We start from the raw sequence: 18153 nt of genomic DNA, 5'->3' as shown, positions 1-18153 counted from the left end.
AGTTTAAAATACTTTTATGATTGTGAATTGACGTTTTTGGATGTGAACTGGGACATATAAATGGCTAAAACAGTAGAACAGATAGCCAGCGATCTGAATTTATCGGTGACGACCGTGCGACTGGTGCTGAACGGGAAGGCTGAGCAATATCGTATCAGTGTCAAAACCCAAACGCGTATTAATGAATACGTTGAACGGTATGGTTATGTCATAAACCATTCAGCCCGCAGCCTGAAACTGAATAAAACAGATACGTTGGGGCTGATTGTGCCCAATATATCTAACGTCTTTTTTGCCACACTTGCCGAAAAACTTGAACAACGTTGCCGTCGCTCTGGATATCAATTAACGATTAGTTGTACCTACGATGATGTTGATTATGAAAACAAATTAACGAAAGCGTTAATAGCTCGTAATGTTGATGGCCTTTTTATTGTTCCCTCAACATTAGAGAATCAGCAACACCATTTGCGTCAGGTCAGAAAACCGATGGTGCTACTCGACAGGGATTTTAAGTATACCGATAACGCACTGGTTGAAAGTCATAACATTTTAGGCGGTGAAAAGCTGACGCAAAGTTTGTTTGATGCAGGCAAATCCCCGATCTGGTTTTTAGTCGGGGATACCGGATTGCCCAGTATTGGTGATCGTTTAAAAGGTTATCTTAACGCATTGAACAATAATGGAATTTCTCACCGTGACTGGGTGCGTGAAGGTCCGGATAATACGCCGGATGGTGGCTACCGGTTGATGGAGAAACTGATCAACGAACAGGGCTGTCCGCAGGCGTTTATTGCCTCATCATTACCTGTGCTGGAAGGTGCCGTCATTGCTCTTCGCAATCGTTTTGGCGTGATTCCACCGGATATTAATATCGGGACATTTGATGAACATCCGATGCTGGGATTCCTCGCGAATAATGTCTGGTCAATGCAGCAGGATGAAAATGTCTGGGCGGAAAAAGCCTTCACTATGATGATGAGTGCTATTGATGACCAGCCAATTAAAGAAACCGTAAAAGTTGAGATGAAACTAATTAAGCGTGTAAGACAACAATAATTCGTCGCACTAACTAAATCGGCCAACTGAATCTGAATAAATATGTTCAGTGGCTGCTCATATCTGAAACCTGACCCGTCTTACTCTGCGGCAGCATTTTTTCGCAATAAAGACGAGGGGCAACTGTACCCGGAGAATCATTATGGAAAGAATGCGTTTATCACGTGAAATCATCGAAACCTGCCTGGAAATGACCCGTCTTGGGTTGAACCAGGGAACCGCCGGAAATGTGAGTGCGCGATATGAAAATGGAATGCTGATCACACCCAGCGGTATCCCTTACGAAAGACTCACTGAAAACATGATCGTGTTCGTAGATAACGACGGCAAATATGATAAAGGACAATTACCTTCCAGTGAATGGCGTTTTCACCTGGCAGCTTATCAGACGCGTCCGGATGCCAATGCGGTCGTTCATAACCATGCGATTCATTGCACCGCCGTGTCAATTTTGAACCGTCCTATTCCGGCAATCCATTACATGATTGCCGCGGCTGGGGGGAACTCTATCCCGTGTGCGCCGTATGCGACGTTTGGTACACGAGAGCTGTCAGAGCATGTGAGCGTCGCGTTGAAAAGCCGTAAGGCAACGCTGTTGCAGCACCATGGGTTGATTGCCTGTGAAGCGAATCTGGAAAAAGCACTATGGCTGGCGCATGAAGTGGAAGTTTTGGCCCGCCTGTATCTGAGCACCCTGGCGATTGTCGACCCGGTGCCGGTGCTGGATGACGAAGAGATCGCCATTGTGCTGGAGAAATTCAAATCTTACGGATTACGAATTGAAGAGTAATTTCGCATAGCGAAAAGGAGAAATACGATGGCGAACAGAATGATTCTGAATGAAACGGCATGGTTTGGCCGGGGAGCTGTTGGGGCATTAACGGATGAGGTCATCCGTCGGGGTTATCGCAAGGCTTTGATTGTCACCGATGCAAACCTGGTACAGTGCGGCGTTGTCGATAAGGTGACATCCCGTATGGATGCCGCCGGTTTGCCGTGGGAAATCTATTCCGGCGTGATCCCGAATCCTACAATTGCAGTGGTGAAGGAGGGATTAGGAGTCTTTCAGCAAAGTGGCGCTGATTATCTGATAGCGATAGGCGGCGGCTCCCCGCAGGATACCTGTAAAGCGATTGGCATTATCCACAATAACCCTGAGTTTGCCGATGTACGCAGCCTTGAAGGGTTATCGCCAACACGTGCTGCGAGCGTACCGGTGATGGCAATCCCTACGACGGCAGGGACGGCGGCGGAAGTGACCATTAACTACGTGATCACGGATGAAGAAAATCGGCGTAAATTTGTCTGTGTCGATCCGCATGACATCCCGCAGGTGGCGTTTATTGATGCCGATATGATGGACGGTATGCCTGCCGCGTTAAAAGCGGCGACCGGGGTCGATGCGTTGACCCATGCTATCGAAGGTTATATTACGCGGGCGGCGTGGGCACTTACTGACGCGTTGCACATCAAAGCCATTGAGATTATTGCCGGGGCGTTGCGTGGTTCTGTTAATGGTGACAGCCAGTCCGGTGAGGCAATGGCGCTGGGTCAGTACGTTGCCGGGATGGGATTTTCAAACGTCGGTCTGGGACTCGTGCATGGCATGGCACATCCGCTGGGGGCCTTTTATAACACTCCGCACGGGGTCGCCAATGCCATTTTGTTACCGCACGTGATGCACTATAACGCCGAATACACCGGAGAGAAATTCCGCGATATCGCCCGGGTGATGGGGGTGAAAGTGGAAGGTTTGACGCTGGAAGAGGCGCGTAAGGCAGCGGTAGATGCTGTGTTTGCGCTTAACCGCGATGTGGGGATCCCGCCGCACTTACGTGATGTTGGGGTACGTAAGGAAGATATTCCTGCGCTGGCGCAGGCGGCATTTGACGATGTTTGCACTGGCGGTAACCCGCGTGAAGCAAGCATTGCCGATATCGTCGAGCTTTACCATACTGCCTGGTAATCACCAGGCGTTTATCCGGCCTACAGTGTGATTGATTTGTAGGCCGGATAAGGTGTTTACACCGCCATCCGGCAACAGAGCTATCGCCAAAGAACTACCGTGCCAGCCGTAGCTGCTGGAGGTTTCCGTCAATATGTAAGTCCGTTTGCAGGCGCGCGATATCACGGCACAGAAACGCCATCTCTTTATGTATTTCGAGTTTCTTACGCCACTTTTCCGGCACGTCTTCCAGATGTGCGTAAATCCCTTCCAGATGCTGAAATTGCACGAGTAGCTGCGTTGCGCTCTTGGGACCAATACCTGCAACGCCCGGCACTTTTGAGCTGCTGATCCCGGCCAGTCCCCAGTAGTCCGGCAACTGCTGAGGCATTACGCCGAATTCTTTCTCAATGAATGGCGCGTCCAGCCAGCGCTTCTGGAAATAGTCGCGAATGCGTAATGTTGGGGAGAGCAACTGGCAATAACCTTTGTCTGTCGAAACGATGGTGGCCTGATGTCCCGCCTGGGTGACTTTCACCGCCAGCGTTGCGGCTAAATCATCGGCTTCATTCCCGCTCGAGACCCAACAACAGACGCCGCGCTGTTCAAATGCGGCGCGTAGGGCGGGCATTTCGTGATGCAATTCGTCGGGCATCGGTGGACGACCTGCTTTGTAGTCAGGCAGCCGTTGGTGACGCCAACCGCTGTTACGTGCCTCATCATCGAATACCGCCACGGCGTGCGTGGGTTGGCTGTGCACAATCAACTGATCGAGTGCGTGCTGGCATGTCTCCACACAGGGCGACCCCTGGACGGCGTGAATGCGACGAATGAGATTGAGTGCATCGACAATGAGCAGATGGACGGCCACGGTGTTCTCCCTAACAAATTAGTCTGTAGGGTAACATTCACGACGAGTGGAGACGAGCATTGTGAAATAGTGCTATCCGTAGGCCTGATAAGCGCAGCGCCATCAGGCAATAAAAGCCGGATGCGGCGAGCGCCTTATCCGGCCTACAGATACGAAAATGTGCTGAGAATTAATCGCAGGTAACGATCTTCATCGCCAGACCGCCACGCGAGGTTTCGCGGTATTTGGCGTTCATATCTTTACCCGTCTCGTACATGGTCTCGATAACTTTATCGAGGCATACACGAGGCTCGCTGGTACGGCGCAGTGCCATACGAGCAGCGTTCACCGCTTTCACCGAGGCAATGGCGTTACGCTCAATGCACGGAACCTGAACTTGTCCGGCAACCGGGTCGCAGGTCAGACCCAGGTTGTGTTCCATACCGATTTCTGCGGCGATACATACCTGCGTCGGGCTACCGCCCAGCAGTTCTGCCAGGCCCGCTGCCGCCATAGAACACGCTACACCGACTTCACCCTGACAGCCGACTTCAGCACCCGAAATTGAGGCATTCATCTTGTACAGGGAACCGATAGCGCTCGCGACCAGCATATAGCGTGCCAGTGAGTTAGCGTTCACTTCGCGGATAAACTTGTCATAGTACGCCAACACCGCAGGAACAATCCCGCATGCGCCGTTCGTCGGGGCGGTAACTACACGTCCACCGGCAGCGTTCTCTTCGTTCACGGCCAGCGCAAACATGTTGATCCAATCTACAACTGCCATCGGGTCAGTCGTGGTTTTGTCACTGCTAACCAGCATACGACGCAGTGCTGCCGCACGACGCGGAACGCGCAGTTTGCCCGGCAGAACACCTTCGGTGGTGATACCGCGTTCAATTCCACTACGCATCACTTCCCAGACGTTTGCAAAGTGCTGTTCCAGCTCTTCTTTGCTGTGCAGAGCTAGCTCGTTCTGCATCATCAGGCCGGAAAGTGACAGGCCGGTTTCCTGACAGTGTCGTTGCAAATCGGCTGCGGATTTATACGGATACGGCACGCTTACCGGATTGTTATTCGGCAAACCAAAGTGTTCTTCATCAACGATAAATCCACCGCCGATGGAATAGTACGTCTGGCTGTAAATGGCTTTTTCGCCCGCCAGCGCGGTAATGCGCATCCCGTTTTCGTGCAGGGACAGATTGTCCGTATGGAAATTCATGCACTTATCAACCGGGAATTCGACCTCATGTTGACCGTCTGCCAGCAACAAGCGTCCATGGGTATTCACATCCTGGATAAAGGACGGGATAGCATCAATGTCTACGGTATCCGGCAGATTACCCGCCAGGCCCATAATAATCGCGATGTCGGTATGGTGACCTTTCCCGGTCAGGGACAGAGAGCCATAGACATCAACCACTACGCGGGTTACGTCAGTGAGAATTCCGCGTGCAATCAGGTCATCCGTGAATTGTTTGCCTGCTTTCATCGGGCCAACAGTATGGGAGCTGGAAGGGCCAATGCCGATTTTGAAAATATCGAATACGCTAATCATGAGGCGTCCATTGTGTATCGAGGTGCGCCGCCCCGAAGAGCGGCGCAGGGGAATTAACTGAACAGAGAGTAGAAAATAGCGGAGATAGCGATCAGGCCCATAATCACAACGAACACGTTGCTGATATGGCCGCTGTATTTACGCATTGCCGGTACTTTCTGAATCGCATACATCGGCATCAGGAACAGAATCATCGCGATGATCGGGCCACCCAGGGTCTCAATCATGCCGAGGATGCTCGGGTTCAGCGTCGCCACAATCCAGGTGGTTACCAGCATGAACAGTGCAGTGATTTTGTTCAGTTTATTGATTTCGATGGACTTGCCTTTGCCACGCAGAGACTTAATTACCATACCGTTGAAACCTTCACGCGCACCCAGGTAGTGGCCGAGGAAGGACTTGGTGATAGCAATAATCGCGATGATCGGTGCCATCCAGGCAATAATCGGTGCGTTAAAGTGGTTCGCCAGGTAAGACAGGATAGAGATGTTCTGCTCTTTAGCTGCAGCCAGATCCGCCGGAGTCAGGCTGAATACGCAGCTGAAGACGAAGAACATAACGGTCAGTACCATCATGATGTGAGCGAATGCCAGAATCTTGGAGCATTTCTTCTCTGCTTCATCACCGTACTCTTCACGCTTCGCCACGGCGAAGGAGGAGATGATCGGGGAGTGGTTGAAGGAGAACACCATTACCGGAATTGCCAGCCACAGGGTCAGCAGCAGGCCGTTGCCGGTGGTTGCCGCAGAGTCAAAAGACAAGGTTTCCAGAATCGCACCGCTCCACTGAGGGATCAGGTACAGTGCCAGCAGCATCAGTGCCGCAACAAACGGGAATACCAGGATGCTCATCGCCTTCACGATCATCTGCTCACCGAAGCGCACGATGGTCATCATGCCGACAATCAGAATCAGAGAGAGGATTGCACGCGGCGGCGGCGTAATCGCCAACTGGTGAGTCAGGAAGCTTTCAACGGTGTTGGTGATTGCAACGCTGTAAACCAGCAGAATGGGGTAGATAGCGAAGAAGTAGAGCAGAGTAATCAGTTTACCTGCGCCAACGCCAAAGTGTTCTTCTACAACTTCAGTGATGTCTTCACCCGGATTTTTACCGGACAACACGAAGCGGGTCAGACCACGGTGAGCAAAGAAGGTCATTGGGAAGGCAAGAATGGCCATGATGATCAGCGGGATCATACCGCCAACGCCTGCGTTAATTGGCAGGAATAATACACCCGCGCCAATCGCCGTGCCGTAAAGGCCCAGCATCCACATGGTGTCTGTCTTGCGCCATGCGCTGCGGGTCTGGCCCGTAACGATAGTGCTGGTTTGAGTGTTTTCCATCTGTTTCTCCTGGAGGAAGCTTAAAAAGTCGGGTTTGGGTTCAATCCAATGAAAAAATACCCGACTGTAAAACGAAATTCGTTTAGCGATTTTTATATAATTTTTCGCCGTAATAATTTTCGGGCGGAAAGATACATTTAAGTAATGAATGTATCAGTGATCGCGATCTCAAATGCAATAATCCACCTTTTATGTGGATAAATTTGGACCATTAATCTGTTAAAAAATAGTCAAAGCGAATTTACGGGCGTGAAGGCTAACATTAACGACATATGGCATGAAAGGCAGGGCGCGAAGATACGAGGGTTGCGCTATAAAAACTGTTATTTTTAGTGAATTCTGACGACTAATTATAATTTGCGGTGATAAATCACGGTTTCCTTTGGAAGGTAATCGTTTGCGTTTCGGGGCTTGTCAGACGAAGGATAATTGATGTTTATGTTATTGCGTGAGCTATGTGACTGGTATCACTAAAAAAGCCGGTTGGCTGATGCGCCAAATCCGGCTTTGATATGGACAAAACTGTCACCGAGGTAGCATCAGCTACCCGGTGTTGAAGGTTATGCGCAGATTTCGTAGCAAGGGATATACGCAGTGCCCGGCAACTTCATACGATGTTGTGCAACAAAGCCCTGCAGGAGATCGTCCATGCGGCGCATCATCTCAGGGTCGCCGTGGATTTTGTACGGGCCAAACTCTTCAATGGCGCGAATGCCGACTTCTTTCACGTTCCCCGCGACAATACCGGAGAATGCGCGACGCAGGTCTGCAGCCAGCACTTCAACAGGCTGGTCTGGATACAGTTTCAGATTCGCCATGTTTTCGTGGGACGGTTCGAACGGCATCTGCAAATCAGGCGCGATACGAATTGACCAGTTAAAGCTGTAGGCATCACCGGTGTCCCTGCGGTTCTCTTTCACCAGCGGCATCGCTTTTTTCATTAGACGAGCGACTTCCGCTGCATCGTCAATGATAATTCGATAGTGACGGCGCGCCTCTTCTCCCAGCGTGTGCACAATAAACTCATCCAGTACGCGGAAGTAATCTGCGCTCTCTTTTGGCCCGGTCAGGATCAATGGCAGAACCTGATCTTTGTTCGCCGGATTCATCAGGATACCCAGTAGGTACAGCAGCTCTTCAGCCGTTCCTACGCCGCCGGGGAAGATGATAATGCCGTGAGCGATACGGACGAACGCTTCCAGACGTTTTTCAATGTCCGGCATGATGATGAGTTCGTTAACCAGCGGGTTTGGTGGTTCCGCAGCGATAATTGACGGCTCGGTCATACCGATAAAGCGGCTGTCTTTGTAGCGCTGCTGAGCGTGGCCGACCGCGGCACCTTTCATTGGTGCTTCCATCGCGCCCGGACCACACCCGGTGCAGATGTTCAGTTCACGCAGGCCTAACTGAGTGCCCACGCGGCGCGCATACAAGTACTCGTTCTCGTTGATTGAGTGACCGCCCCAGCAGACGACCATGTTCGGCGCTTCACCGACGTGAAGTGCCCGGGCATTACGCAGAATGGAGAACACCAGGTTGGTGATGTGAACCGAGCTTTCGAGATCCAGATGCTGAAAACGACCCGCGTTATGGATCTGGCCATTGACGAAAAGAATGTCGCGCAGGACGGCAAACAGGTTGGCCTGCAGCGCGCGAATGATGCGCCCATCGACAAACGCGTCTTCAGGTGGGTTGATCAGTTCCAGCTTCACACCGCGTTCACGGCGCAGCACGTTAATGTCGAAACTTTCGAAACGAGACAGCAGCTCTTTGCTGTTGTCGGTCAAACTGCCGGAGTTCAGAACGGCAAGCGAACAGTTACGAAACAGTTGATACAGGTCGCTGCTGGCCGTGCGTTTAAGCATATCGACTTCCAGCTGCGACAACATGTCCATTGAGCCAAGCGGGCTAATATGTGTAATCAAGTAAACTCCTTACGGGACGAGAGATATCATCCTCTACTGATTACAATAGCCCTGGCTTATGACCTTTCACAACCTTGCGCGCGGAATCCGACACGCAAAATTGAGAAAAAAGATTACTGACGCACCAGTCTTCCTGTTGCGGGGGTGAAATCTGTGTTGGTGCGCCATGGGTTGATATCGAGGCCGCCGCGTCGCGTGTAGCGTGCATATACGCTCAGTTTCTCCGGCTGACAGAAACGCAGAAGGTCATTGAAAATGCGTTCCACACACTGCTCGTGAAATTCATTGTGGTGGCGGAAGGAGACCAGATAGCGCAGCAACTTTTCCCTGTCGATTTTGCGTCCACGATACTGAATTTGTATGGAACCCCAGTCAGGCTGATGGGTGATCAGACAGTTGGATTTCAGCAGATGGCTGACCAGCGTCTCTTCTACTGCCTTGTCGCCGCTCACGGCGTTTTCCAGATAGTCGGTGCTGAACTGGTAGTTATCAATGACGATATCCTGATTGTCGATACAGGTGCCATTGAAGTGGGCTATCGGCTGCCCTTCTTGTTCGTCAAGACGATAGAGCGCCACGCTGACATCACCCTGCGCGCAGGCTCGCAGATCGTGTTCCAGCGTCTGACGGACGTGTTCCCATGAGTCAAAACGCGTCTGATTAAAACTGTTCAGATACAGCTTAAAACTTTTTGATTCAATCAGATTAACGCTGGTGTAATCCAGCTCTACATGGCCGACCGCAACCTGCGGTAAGCCGTTGGCATTCAGCCATGACAGTTCATACAGCGTCCAGATATCCGCGCCGTGAAAAGGCAGATTATCGGCTTTTAGATCCAGCGGGTCGCGGTTCAGGCTGCGCGGAACACCCTGCAGTAGGCTGGCGTCGTAAATATCTCGGTAATCCGTTGATTTTCCGAGAGTCAGGCCGTCAAGCGCCCGATGATTTTCATAAGAAGACATGTTTCACCGTCATAAACCAGATACACTATGCGACAAGTGTATCCTGGCTTTTGTGAAGAGAGAAATCAGTGGACGAATTGACCGCACAGGCGTTGACAGCCTTTACGACGCGTTATTGCGATGCATGGCATGAAAAAAACAGCAGCTGGCCGCTGAGTGAAGAGCTGTATGGCGTACCGTCTCCGTGCATCATCTCCTCCACGAACGATGCGGTGTACTGGCAACCGCAGCCTTTTGTGGGCGAGCCGAATGTAAACGCGGTTGAACGCGCCTTTGATATTGTGGTACAACCCGCTGTTCATGCGTTTTATACCACCCAGTTTGCCGGGGACATGCACGCACAATTTGCAGACGAAAAACTTACTCTTCTGCAAACCTGGTCTGAAGATGACTTCAGACGCGTACAGGAAAACCTGATCGGCCACCTGGTTACGCAAAAACGCCTTAAGCTCTCTCCTACGCTTTTTATTGCCACACTGGACAATGAACTTGATGTTATTTCAGTGTGCAACTTGTCTGGGGAAGTCTGCAAGGAAACGCTGGGAACCCGTAAACGAACGGTTCTGGCGGCCTCACTTGCGGAATTTCTTACTCAACTTAAGCCTGTTCTGTAATCCAGTTTGCCCTAGGGCGTGTGAGAGATCTCTTACAAACCCTGTAGGAGATTGCCAGGTGATCAGTAAAGACTTCATCAGCCGATATAATATTAAATATTTATAATTCAATCGGTTAATGTTTTATTGTCAACTTTCATACGAAAATAATCATTAGGGTATGTCTGTAAGTGTCTTGTAAGACAATGCGAAACAGGCGATTCTATCTCCGTCGACAAGGAGTCGCACAACGAAGTGAACATCAGGATGATGACACTTCGGCAGGACACACCAGGACGGTGCTGCAAGGACAGGTTTCAGGATGAAGCAAAGAGGAAAACGCGGGACGCGTTAAAGGACACCTCCAGGATGGAGAACGAGAGCCGGTCAGGATGTTCGGCGGGTCAGGATGGCCAGGGACACTTCAGGATGAAGTTTTCACATCGGGGGCGGTGTGAGCAGGATGCAAATGTTCAGGATGAACGAGGTCGCAAGACCACAGGAAAAGTTGTCACGGATGAGCAGGGAGCACCAAAAGTAGCTGGAATGCTGCGAAACGAACCGGGAGCACTGTTTTTACAGTGCTCCCTTTTTTTTATTTCCCTTCTACTAGTGCTATTCTTCGCGCCAGATTTTTCATCATTGAGGTTAATTTCATGACGACTCATGACCGTGTGCGCGAGCAGTTGCATGCGCTTGAAGCACTGCTGCGTGAACATAATCACTGGCGGATGGATGAGCCAGAAGCGCATCTGTTTTCCAGCACGCAGCCTTTTTGTATGGATACCATGGAGCCAGTTGAATGGCTGCAGTGGGTGTTGATTCCCCGCATGCATGCGCTACTTGATAATGCGCAGCCACTTCCGGAAGCGTTCGCTATTGCGCCATATTATGAAATGGCGCTGGCAGCCGATCATCCGCAGCGCGATGTGATCCTGATTGCATTGCAGGATCTGGATGCGCTATTTACCCGTGATGACGCCTGATGCTGGAAATTCTCTATCAAGATCAATGGCTGGTTGCAGTCAACAAACCTTCGGGCTGGCTGGTTCATCGTAGCTGGCTCGACCGCGATGAGAAAGTGGTGGTAATGCAAACCGTGCGTGACCAGATTGGCCAGCACGTTTTTACCGCCCACCGACTCGACAGACCAACATCCGGTGTGCTGTTGATGGGGCTGTCCAGCGAGGCCGGACGACGGCTGGCACAGCAGTTTGAGCAGCATCAAATCCAAAAACGCTACCATGCCATTGTGCGCGGCTGGCTGATGGACGACGCCGTGCTGGATTATCCGTTGGTGGAAGAGCTGGACAAGATTGCCGATAAATTTGCCCGTGACGACAAAGGCCCACAGCCTGCAGTAACCCACTATCGCGGGCTGGCTACGGTAGAAATGCCCGTGGCAACCGGTCGCTATCCAACCACCCGTTACGGGCTGGTGGAGCTGGATCCTAAAACTGGCCGTAAACATCAGCTCAGACGTCACCTGGCACATTTGCGTCATCCGATTATTGGCGATAGTAAGCACGGTGATTTGCGACAAAACCGCAGCGCCGCAGAGCATTTTGGCTGCCAGCGCCTGATGCTGCATGCCAGCCAGCTTGAACTTACGCACCCCTTCACCGGTGAACCACTGGTTATTCGTGCCGGGTTGGATAACGTCTGGATGCAAGCGCTATCACAGTTTGGCTGGTGTGGGCTTCTCCCTGAGAATGAAAGGGTTGAGTTCAGCGGGTTGTCAGGTCAGGATGAGCAGACAGATTCTTAAGTCCTTGGAGATAAAGGTTATGGCGGAAATTGGTATTTTTGTCGGCACAATGTATGGAAACGCGCTGCTGGTTGCCGAAGAGGCCGAAGCTATCCTCGCAAATCAGGGGCATAAAGCCACGGTTTATGAAGATCCGGAACTGGCTGACTGGGAAAAATACAAAGACAAGTACATCCTGGTCGTAACGTCGACGACGGGACAAGGTGATCTGCCGGACAGCATCGTGCCGCTGTTTCAGGGAATTAAAGACCAACTGGGTTACCAGCCTGACGTTCACTACGGCATTATTGCGCTCGGTGACAGTTCATATGCCAATTTCTGCGGCGGCGGTAAGCAGTTTGATGCGCTTTTGCAAGAACAGAGCGCCCAGCGTGTGGGTGAGATGTTGCTGATTGATGCCGGTGAACATCCGGAACCGGAAAGCGAATCTAATCCCTGGGTAGAAAACTGGGGAACCTTGCTTAAATAACCTCTCGCCCGCACGGGCATGCAACCCCCATTTGAACCGTAGGCCGGGTCAGGCGAAGCCGCCACCCGGCAATAAAACCCCAATTACGTGAACTAACTTCCACTGCTTTGGGCTTATGCCCCAAACAACTTCTCACTGCCTCTCTAATGTTGTGTTCCTGCACGGTGAGGGAAAGAGGCACTCCTTCATATACTTTTCCCGTCAGTTCCCGGAAAGGCAGCGAGTCAGAATAAAACGGCCCCGAGCTGTACCAAAACTGCCACACACTAACCTCTCATTCTGATCACCCTACAGGTGCTGTACAGAATGAACTGGCGAAAGCCAAGATTCAGGAGTGCAACAATGAGTTCATTAAGTCAGGCGGCGAGCAGCGCGGAAAAACGCACTAACGCTCGCTACTGGATAGTGGTGATGTTGTTTATCGTCACATCCTTCAACTACGGCGATCGCGCCACTTTATCCATTGCCGGTTCAGAAATGGCCAAAGACATTGGTCTGGATGCGGTCGGGATGGGGTATGTATTTTCTGCTTTTTCATGGGCCTATGTTATCGGCCAGATCCCCGGCGGCTGGTTGCTTGACCGCTTTGGTTCAAAGCGCGTTTATTTCTGGTCCATCTTTATCTGGTCCATGTTTACCTTGCTGCAAGGCTTCGTCGATATCTTTAGCGGCTTCGGAATCATCGTCGCACTGTTTACCTTGCGTTTCCTCGTGGGCTTAGCTGAGTCACCCTCGTTCCCTGGCAACAGTCGTATTGTTGCGGCCTGGTTCCCGGCGCAGGAGAGGGGGACCGCGGTGGCAATTTTTAACTCCGCGCAATACTTCGCCACTGTTATCTTCGCGCCAATCATGGGTTGGCTGACCCACGAAGTGGGCTGGTCACACGTATTCTTCTTTATGGGTGGACTCGGGATCATCATCAGCTTTGTCTGGCTGAAAGTGATTCACGAACCCAACCAGCATCCGGGTGTAAACCAAAAAGAGCTGGACTACATTGCCGAAGGTGGCGCACTGATCAACATGGATCAGGCAGCAGCTAAAGCTAAAGTTCCGTTCAGCGTGAAATGGGGACAAATCAAGCAGTTGTTGGGTTCCCGCATGATGATCGGTATCTACATCGGCCAGTACTGTATTAACGCGCTGACCTACTTCTTTATCACCTGGTTCCCGGTCTATCTGGTACAGGCGCGCGGTATGTCGATTCTGAAAGCGGGATTTGTGGCGTCGGTCCCGGCTATTTGCGGATTCGCAGGTGGCGTGCTCGGCGGCATTATTTCCGACTGGCTGATGCGTCGCACCGGTTCGCTGAATATCGCCCGTAAAACGCCAATCGTGTTGGGTATGTTGCTGTCAATGGTGATGGTGTTCTGTAACTACGTCAACGTTGAATGGATGATTATCGGCTTTATGGCGCTGGCCTTCTTCGGTAAAGGTATTGGTGCACTGGGCTGGGCGGTAATGGCGGACACGGCTCCTAAAGAGATTAGCGGCCTGAGCGGCGGTCTGTTCAACATGTTCGGTAATATCTCCGGCATCGTGACACCGATTGCTATCGGCTACATTGTGGGCACGACGGGGTCGTTTAATGGTGCCTTGATTTACGTTGGAGTGCATGCGCTGATTGCCGTGGTGAGCTATCTGGTGCTGGTCGGCGATATTAAACGTATCGAACTGAAACCTGTCGCAGGACAATGATGATGACAACACAATCGAGTCCCGTTATTACCGACATGAAAGTCATTCCGGTGGCTGGTCATGACAGTATGCTGCTCAATATTGGTGGCGCGCATAATGCCTGGTTTACCCGCAATATCGTGGTCCTTACTGATAACGCCGGACACACCGGTGTGGGTGAAGCGCCGGGCGGAGAAGTGATCTATCAAACGCTGGTGGACGCTATTCCGCAGGTGTTAGGCCAGGAAGTGGCCCGCCTGAATAAGGTGGTCCAGCAGGTGCATAAAGGCAATCAGGCTGCTGACTTTGATACCTTCGGCAATGGCGCCTGGACATTTGAGCTGCGCGTCAATGCGGTGGCGGCGCTGGAAGCCGCGCTGCTGGATCTGCTGGGCAAAGCGCTGAATGTACCGGTCTGCGAGCTGTTAGGTCCGGGTAAGCAGCGTGATGCAGTGACCGTGCTCGGTTATCTGTTCTATGTAGGCGATCGCACCAAAACCGATCTGCCGTATCTGGAAAGTACGCCGGGTAAACATGAGTGGTATCACTTACGTCACCAGCAAGCGATGACCAGCGATGCGGTGGTGCGTCTGGCGCAGGCGTCACAGGATCGTTATGGCTTTAAAGATTTCAAACTGAAGGGCGGTGTGTTGCCGGGTGAGCAAGAAATTGAAACCGCCCGTGCGCTGAAAGCATGCTTCCCGGAGGCACGTATTACGGTAGACCCTAACGGTGCCTGGCTACTGGATGAAGCGATCGCCTTGTGCAAAGGGCTAAATGATGTTCTGACCTACGCCGAAGATCCGTGCGGCGCTGAACAGGGATTTTCCGGGCGTGAAGTGATGACTGAGTTCCGCCGCGCGACCGGTTTGCCGGTGGCGACCAACATGATTGCTACCAACTGGCGCGAAATGGGCCACGCGGTAATGCTGAATGCTGTCGATATTCCGCTGGCCGATCCGCACTTCTGGACGCTTTCTGGTGCAGTGCGCGTGGCACAGTTGTGCGATGACTGGGGCCTGACCTGGGGATGCCATTCCAATAACCACTTTGATATTTCGCTGGCAATGTTTACTCACGTCGGTGCGGCAGCGCCGGGCAATCCGACAGCCATCGACACACACTGGATTTGGCAGGAGGGCGATTGCCGTCTGACGAAGAATCCGCTGGAAATAAAGAACGGAAAAATTGCGGTTCCAGATGCACCCGGTCTGGGTGTGGAACTGGACTGGGATCAGGTGCAGAAAGCGCATGAAGCCTATAAGGCATTGCCCGGCGGTGCGCGTAATGACGCAGTACCGATGCAGTATCTGATCCCCGGATGGACTTTTGACCGTAAACGTCCCGTTTTCGGCCGTCACTGATTTTGAATAAGGACACGATAATGAGCGCACAATTTTCTACCCCAGTAGTGACCGCTATGCAGGTGATCCCGGTTGCGGGCCACGACAGCATGCTGATGAACCTGAGCGGCGCACATGCCCCGTTCTTCACGCGTAATATTGTGATTATCAAAGATAATTCCGGTCATACCGGAGTGGGCGAAATTCCCGGCGGCGAGAAAATTCGTCAGACTCTGGAAGATGCGATTCCGCTGGTGGTGGGCAAAACGTTAGGTGAATACAAAAACGTACTGAATACGGTACGCAATACCTTTGCCGATCGGGATGCCGGTGGGCGTGGTTTGCAGACCTTCGATTTACGTACCACTATTCATGTGGTTACCGGGATCGAAGCGGCAATGTTGGATCTGTTAGGCCAGCACCTGGGGGTGAATGTCGCGTCTCTGTTGGGTGATGGTCAGCAGCGTAGCGAAGTGGAAATGTTGGGGTATCTGTTCTTCGTCGGCAACCGTAAAGCGACGCCGCTGCCGTATCAGAGTCAGCCGGATGAGAAGTGCGACTGGTATCGCCTGCGTCATGAAGAGGCCATGACCCCGGATGCGGTAGTGCGCCTGGCTGAAGCAGCGTATGAGAAATATGGTTTTAACGACTTTAAACTGAAAGGTGGCGTGCTGGCAGGGGAAGAGGAAGCGGAATCTATCGTCGCGTTGGCGAAGCGTTTCCCACAGGCCCGCGTAACGCTCGATCCCAACGGCGCCTGGTCGTTGAATGAAGCGATCAAGATCGGTAAGTATCTGAAAGGATCGCTGGCTTATGCTGAAGATCCATGCGGCGCGGAGCAGGGGTTCTCTGGGCGTGAAGTGATGGCGGAATTCCGCCGCGCTACGGGCCTGCCGACGGCGACCAATATGATCGCTACCGACTGGCGTCAGATGGGGCACACGCTGTCGTTGCAGTCTGTGGATATTCCGCTGGCTGACCCGCATTTCTGGACTATGCAGGGGTCTGTTCGCGTGGCGCAGATGTGTCATGAGTTTGGCCTTACCTGGGGCTCACACTCTAACAACCACTTTGATATTTCGCTGGCGATGTTCACTCATGTCGCGGCAGCGGCACCGGGTAAAATTACGGCCATTGATACCCACTGGATCTGGCAGGAAGGTAACCAACGCCTGACCAAAGAGCCGTTCGACATTAAAGGCGGCATGGTACAGGTGCCAGCGAAGCCGGGTCTGGGTGTAGAACTGGATATGGATCAGGTGATGAAAGCACACGAGCTGTACCAGCAGCACGGCCTGGGGGCGCGTGATGACGCGATGGGAATGCAGTACCTGATCCCGAACTGGACCTTTGATAATAAACGCCCATGCATGGTGCGCTAAGCGTTATGCCGGTTCTGACAGGAACCGGCACATCTCCAGGTGTATGATTAACAGAATCAACATGCGTAAGGACGGCTTATGAAAATAGTAATTGCACCGGATTCTTATAAAGAGAGTTTGAGTGCGCTTGAGGTGGCAACTGCCATTGAGCAGGGTTTTCGTGAGATCTGGCCTGATGCGGATTACGTAAAGATACCGGTCGCTGATGGTGGTGAAGGAACGGTTGAGGCGATGGTTGCCGCTACGGCGGGCCACCTTGTGCATGTTGATGTTACGGGTCCCCTGGGAAGTAAGGTACGGGCATTTTATGGGTTATCGGGAGATGAGCGCTCAGCGTTTATCGAGATGGCGGCTGCCAGTGGATTAGAGCGGGTTCCGACAGGGTTGCGCGACCCGCTGAAAACCACCTCATGGGGGACCGGAGAGTTGATTCGCCATGCGCTGAATGCGGGTGTAGAACATATCATCATTGGGATTGGCGGTAGCGCGACTAATGATGGTGGTGCCGGTATGGTGCAGGCTCTGGGCGCCAAATTGCTGGATGCGCAGAATAACCAGATTGCACAAGGCGGGATCGGCCTGGAATCGCTCACCAGGATAGATATTTCAGCGTTAGATAAGCGCCTTGCTACCTGTCGTATTGAAGTGGCCTGCGATGTCACGAATCCGCTGACCGGTAAAGAGGGCGCTTCTGCAGTATTTGGTCCGCAAAAAGGGGCAACGCCAGAGATGATTACCCGTCTGGATAATGCGCTGACGCACTATGCGCAACTGATTGCCCGCGATCTGGACGTTAACGTGCTGGAACTGGCGGGCGGTGGCGCGGCTGGCGGCATGGGGGCTGCACTGTATGCGTTTTGCGGCGCGCAGCTACGCCGTGGTATCGAGATCGTGACGGATGCGTTACACCTTGATGACTGCGTTGCGGATGCAGATTTAGTTGTGACCGGGGAAGGGCGTATTGACAGTCAGACGATCCATGGCAAAGTCCCGGTTGGCGTAGCGAACGTTGCAAAGCGATATAATAAGCCTGTCATTGGTATTGCAGGCAGCCTGACGCCAGATGTTGGTGTGGTACATGAGCATGGAATTGATGCCGTTTTTAGCGTGATTTATACCATTTGCACGCTGGATGAGGCGCTGGATAATGCGAGTGAAAATGTGCGGATGACAGCACGAAACGTGGCCGCAACGCTTAAAGCAGGGCAGCAATTACGCTGAGTTGTTGGCCGGAAAAGGCGCTGACGCCGCCTCCGGCGATGTGCCCGATGCGCGGCGCTTA

The 18153-nt window shown here is 52.2% G+C and carries 16 protein-coding genes; 11 read left to right on the top strand and 5 right to left on the bottom strand.

Going from position 1 to position 18153, the window contains the following annotated elements; translation table 11 throughout:
• Positions 1 to 60: 60 nt before the first annotated feature.
• From NNN64_RS08105 to fucO, 3 genes are all read left to right on the top strand, one after another.
• Positions 61 to 1059, top strand: a complete 999-nt coding sequence (locus tag NNN64_RS08105; protein ID WP_271441051.1) for a LacI family DNA-binding transcriptional regulator — start codon at positions 61 to 63, stop codon at positions 1057 to 1059.
• A gap of 142 nt (positions 1060 to 1201) precedes the next feature.
• The gene (gene fucA / locus NNN64_RS08100; protein ID WP_005130946.1) at positions 1202 to 1849 is read left to right on the top strand and encodes an L-fuculose-phosphate aldolase; all 648 of its coding nucleotides are present in this window, start codon (positions 1202 to 1204) and stop codon (positions 1847 to 1849) included.
• A gap of 27 nt (positions 1850 to 1876) precedes the next feature.
• The gene (fucO, locus tag NNN64_RS08095; protein WP_048213086.1) at positions 1877 to 3025 is read left to right on the top strand and encodes a lactaldehyde reductase; all 1149 of its coding nucleotides are present in this window, start codon (positions 1877 to 1879) and stop codon (positions 3023 to 3025) included.
• Positions 3026 to 3119: 94 nt separating this feature from the next.
• Here fucO and xni read toward each other — a convergent pair whose 3' ends face one another.
• The 5 genes from xni to queF all read right to left on the bottom strand — a co-directional run bounded on the left by xni (position 3120) and on the right by queF (position 9642).
• Positions 3120 to 3875 carry a flap endonuclease Xni gene (gene xni, locus NNN64_RS08090; protein WP_271441050.1) on the bottom strand — a complete coding sequence of 252 codons (756 nt, stop codon included), beginning with the start codon at positions 3873 to 3875 and terminating at the stop codon, positions 3120 to 3122.
• 169 nt (positions 3876 to 4044) lie between these two features.
• Complete coding sequence (locus NNN64_RS08085) at positions 4045 to 5412, bottom strand: L-serine ammonia-lyase (protein ID WP_271441049.1); 1368 nt, start codon at positions 5410 to 5412, stop codon at positions 4045 to 4047.
• A 53-nt stretch (positions 5413 to 5465) separates the two neighbouring features.
• On the bottom strand, positions 5466 to 6755 hold the full coding sequence (locus NNN64_RS08080) for an HAAAP family serine/threonine permease (protein ID WP_005130942.1): 1290 nt from the start codon (positions 6753 to 6755) through the stop codon (positions 5466 to 5468).
• Between the two features lie 560 nt (positions 6756 to 7315).
• Complete coding sequence (ppnN, locus tag NNN64_RS08075; protein WP_005130941.1) at positions 7316 to 8680, bottom strand: nucleotide 5'-monophosphate nucleosidase PpnN; 1365 nt, start codon at positions 8678 to 8680, stop codon at positions 7316 to 7318.
• A gap of 113 nt (positions 8681 to 8793) precedes the next feature.
• Positions 8794 to 9642, bottom strand: a complete 849-nt coding sequence (queF, locus tag NNN64_RS08070) for an NADPH-dependent 7-cyano-7-deazaguanine reductase QueF (RefSeq protein ID WP_271441048.1) — start codon at positions 9640 to 9642, stop codon at positions 8794 to 8796.
• Between the two features lie 68 nt (positions 9643 to 9710).
• Here queF and syd point away from each other — a divergent pair, with 68 nt between their 5' ends.
• From syd to NNN64_RS08030, 8 genes are all read left to right on the top strand, one after another.
• Positions 9711 to 10256 carry a SecY-interacting protein gene (gene syd / locus NNN64_RS08065; RefSeq protein ID WP_271441047.1) on the top strand — a complete coding sequence of 182 codons (546 nt, stop codon included), beginning with the start codon at positions 9711 to 9713 and terminating at the stop codon, positions 10254 to 10256.
• A 635-nt stretch (positions 10257 to 10891) separates the two neighbouring features.
• A complete protein-coding gene (locus NNN64_RS08060) occupies positions 10892 to 11221 on the top strand; it encodes a YqcC family protein (protein ID WP_149692202.1) in 330 nt (109 codons plus the stop codon).
• Positions 11221 to 12003 carry a tRNA pseudouridine(65) synthase TruC gene (gene truC / locus NNN64_RS08055; RefSeq protein WP_271441046.1) on the top strand — a complete coding sequence of 261 codons (783 nt, stop codon included), beginning with the start codon at positions 11221 to 11223 and terminating at the stop codon, positions 12001 to 12003. The genes NNN64_RS08060 and truC overlap by 1 nt, the downstream gene beginning before the upstream one ends.
• A gap of 19 nt (positions 12004 to 12022) precedes the next feature.
• Entirely contained in the window at positions 12023 to 12472 is a 450-nt protein-coding gene (locus NNN64_RS08050; RefSeq protein ID WP_271441045.1) for a flavodoxin, read from the top strand.
• 342 nt (positions 12473 to 12814) lie between these two features.
• Entirely contained in the window at positions 12815 to 14167 is a 1353-nt protein-coding gene (gene gudP, locus NNN64_RS08045) for a galactarate/glucarate/glycerate transporter GudP (protein WP_271441044.1), read from the top strand.
• A 2-nt stretch (positions 14168 to 14169) separates the two neighbouring features.
• Complete coding sequence (locus NNN64_RS08040; RefSeq protein ID WP_271441043.1) at positions 14170 to 15510, top strand: enolase C-terminal domain-like protein; 1341 nt, start codon at positions 14170 to 14172, stop codon at positions 15508 to 15510.
• 20 nt (positions 15511 to 15530) lie between these two features.
• On the top strand, positions 15531 to 16871 hold the full coding sequence (gudD, locus tag NNN64_RS08035) for a glucarate dehydratase (protein WP_202037889.1): 1341 nt from the start codon (positions 15531 to 15533) through the stop codon (positions 16869 to 16871).
• Between the two features lie 78 nt (positions 16872 to 16949).
• Positions 16950 to 18092, top strand: a complete 1143-nt coding sequence (locus tag NNN64_RS08030; RefSeq protein ID WP_271441042.1) for a glycerate kinase — start codon at positions 16950 to 16952, stop codon at positions 18090 to 18092.
• Positions 18093 to 18153: the final 61 nt, after the last annotated feature.

Origin of the sequence: Citrobacter sp. Igbk 14 (genome assembly GCF_028069825.1) — a bacterium.
GTDB lineage: Bacteria > Pseudomonadota > Gammaproteobacteria > Enterobacterales > Enterobacteriaceae > Citrobacter.
This window is presented reverse-complemented; position numbering and strand designations above follow the sequence as displayed.

What these genes read in the sequence shown, in the direction of transcription:
- gudD (WP_202037889.1), top strand. Translation starts at nt 15,531, where the DNA reads ATGAGCGCACAATTTTCTACCCCAGTAGTGACCGCTATGCAGGTGATC.
- NNN64_RS08040 (WP_271441043.1), top strand. Translation starts at nt 14,170, where the DNA reads ATGACAACACAATCGAGTCCCGTTATTACCGACATGAAAGTCATTCCG.
- fucA (WP_005130946.1), top strand. Translation starts at nt 1,202, where the DNA reads ATGGAAAGAATGCGTTTATCACGTGAAATCATCGAAACCTGCCTGGAA.
- NNN64_RS08050 (WP_271441045.1), top strand. Translation starts at nt 12,023, where the DNA reads ATGGCGGAAATTGGTATTTTTGTCGGCACAATGTATGGAAACGCGCTG.
- queF (WP_271441048.1), bottom strand. Translation starts at nt 9,642, where the DNA reads ATGTCTTCTTATGAAAATCATCGGGCGCTTGACGGCCTGACTCTCGGA.
- gudP (WP_271441044.1), top strand. Translation starts at nt 12,815, where the DNA reads ATGAGTTCATTAAGTCAGGCGGCGAGCAGCGCGGAAAAACGCACTAAC.
- fucO (WP_048213086.1), top strand. Translation starts at nt 1,877, where the DNA reads ATGGCGAACAGAATGATTCTGAATGAAACGGCATGGTTTGGCCGGGGA.
- NNN64_RS08080 (WP_005130942.1), bottom strand. Translation starts at nt 6,755, where the DNA reads ATGGAAAACACTCAAACCAGCACTATCGTTACGGGCCAGACCCGCAGC.
- NNN64_RS08085 (WP_271441049.1), bottom strand. Translation starts at nt 5,412, where the DNA reads ATGATTAGCGTATTCGATATTTTCAAAATCGGCATTGGCCCTTCCAGC.
- NNN64_RS08030 (WP_271441042.1), top strand. Translation starts at nt 16,950, where the DNA reads ATGAAAATAGTAATTGCACCGGATTCTTATAAAGAGAGTTTGAGTGCG.
- NNN64_RS08105 (WP_271441051.1), top strand. Translation starts at nt 61, where the DNA reads ATGGCTAAAACAGTAGAACAGATAGCCAGCGATCTGAATTTATCGGTG.
- truC (WP_271441046.1), top strand. Translation starts at nt 11,221, where the DNA reads ATGCTGGAAATTCTCTATCAAGATCAATGGCTGGTTGCAGTCAACAAA.
- NNN64_RS08060 (WP_149692202.1), top strand. Translation starts at nt 10,892, where the DNA reads ATGACGACTCATGACCGTGTGCGCGAGCAGTTGCATGCGCTTGAAGCA.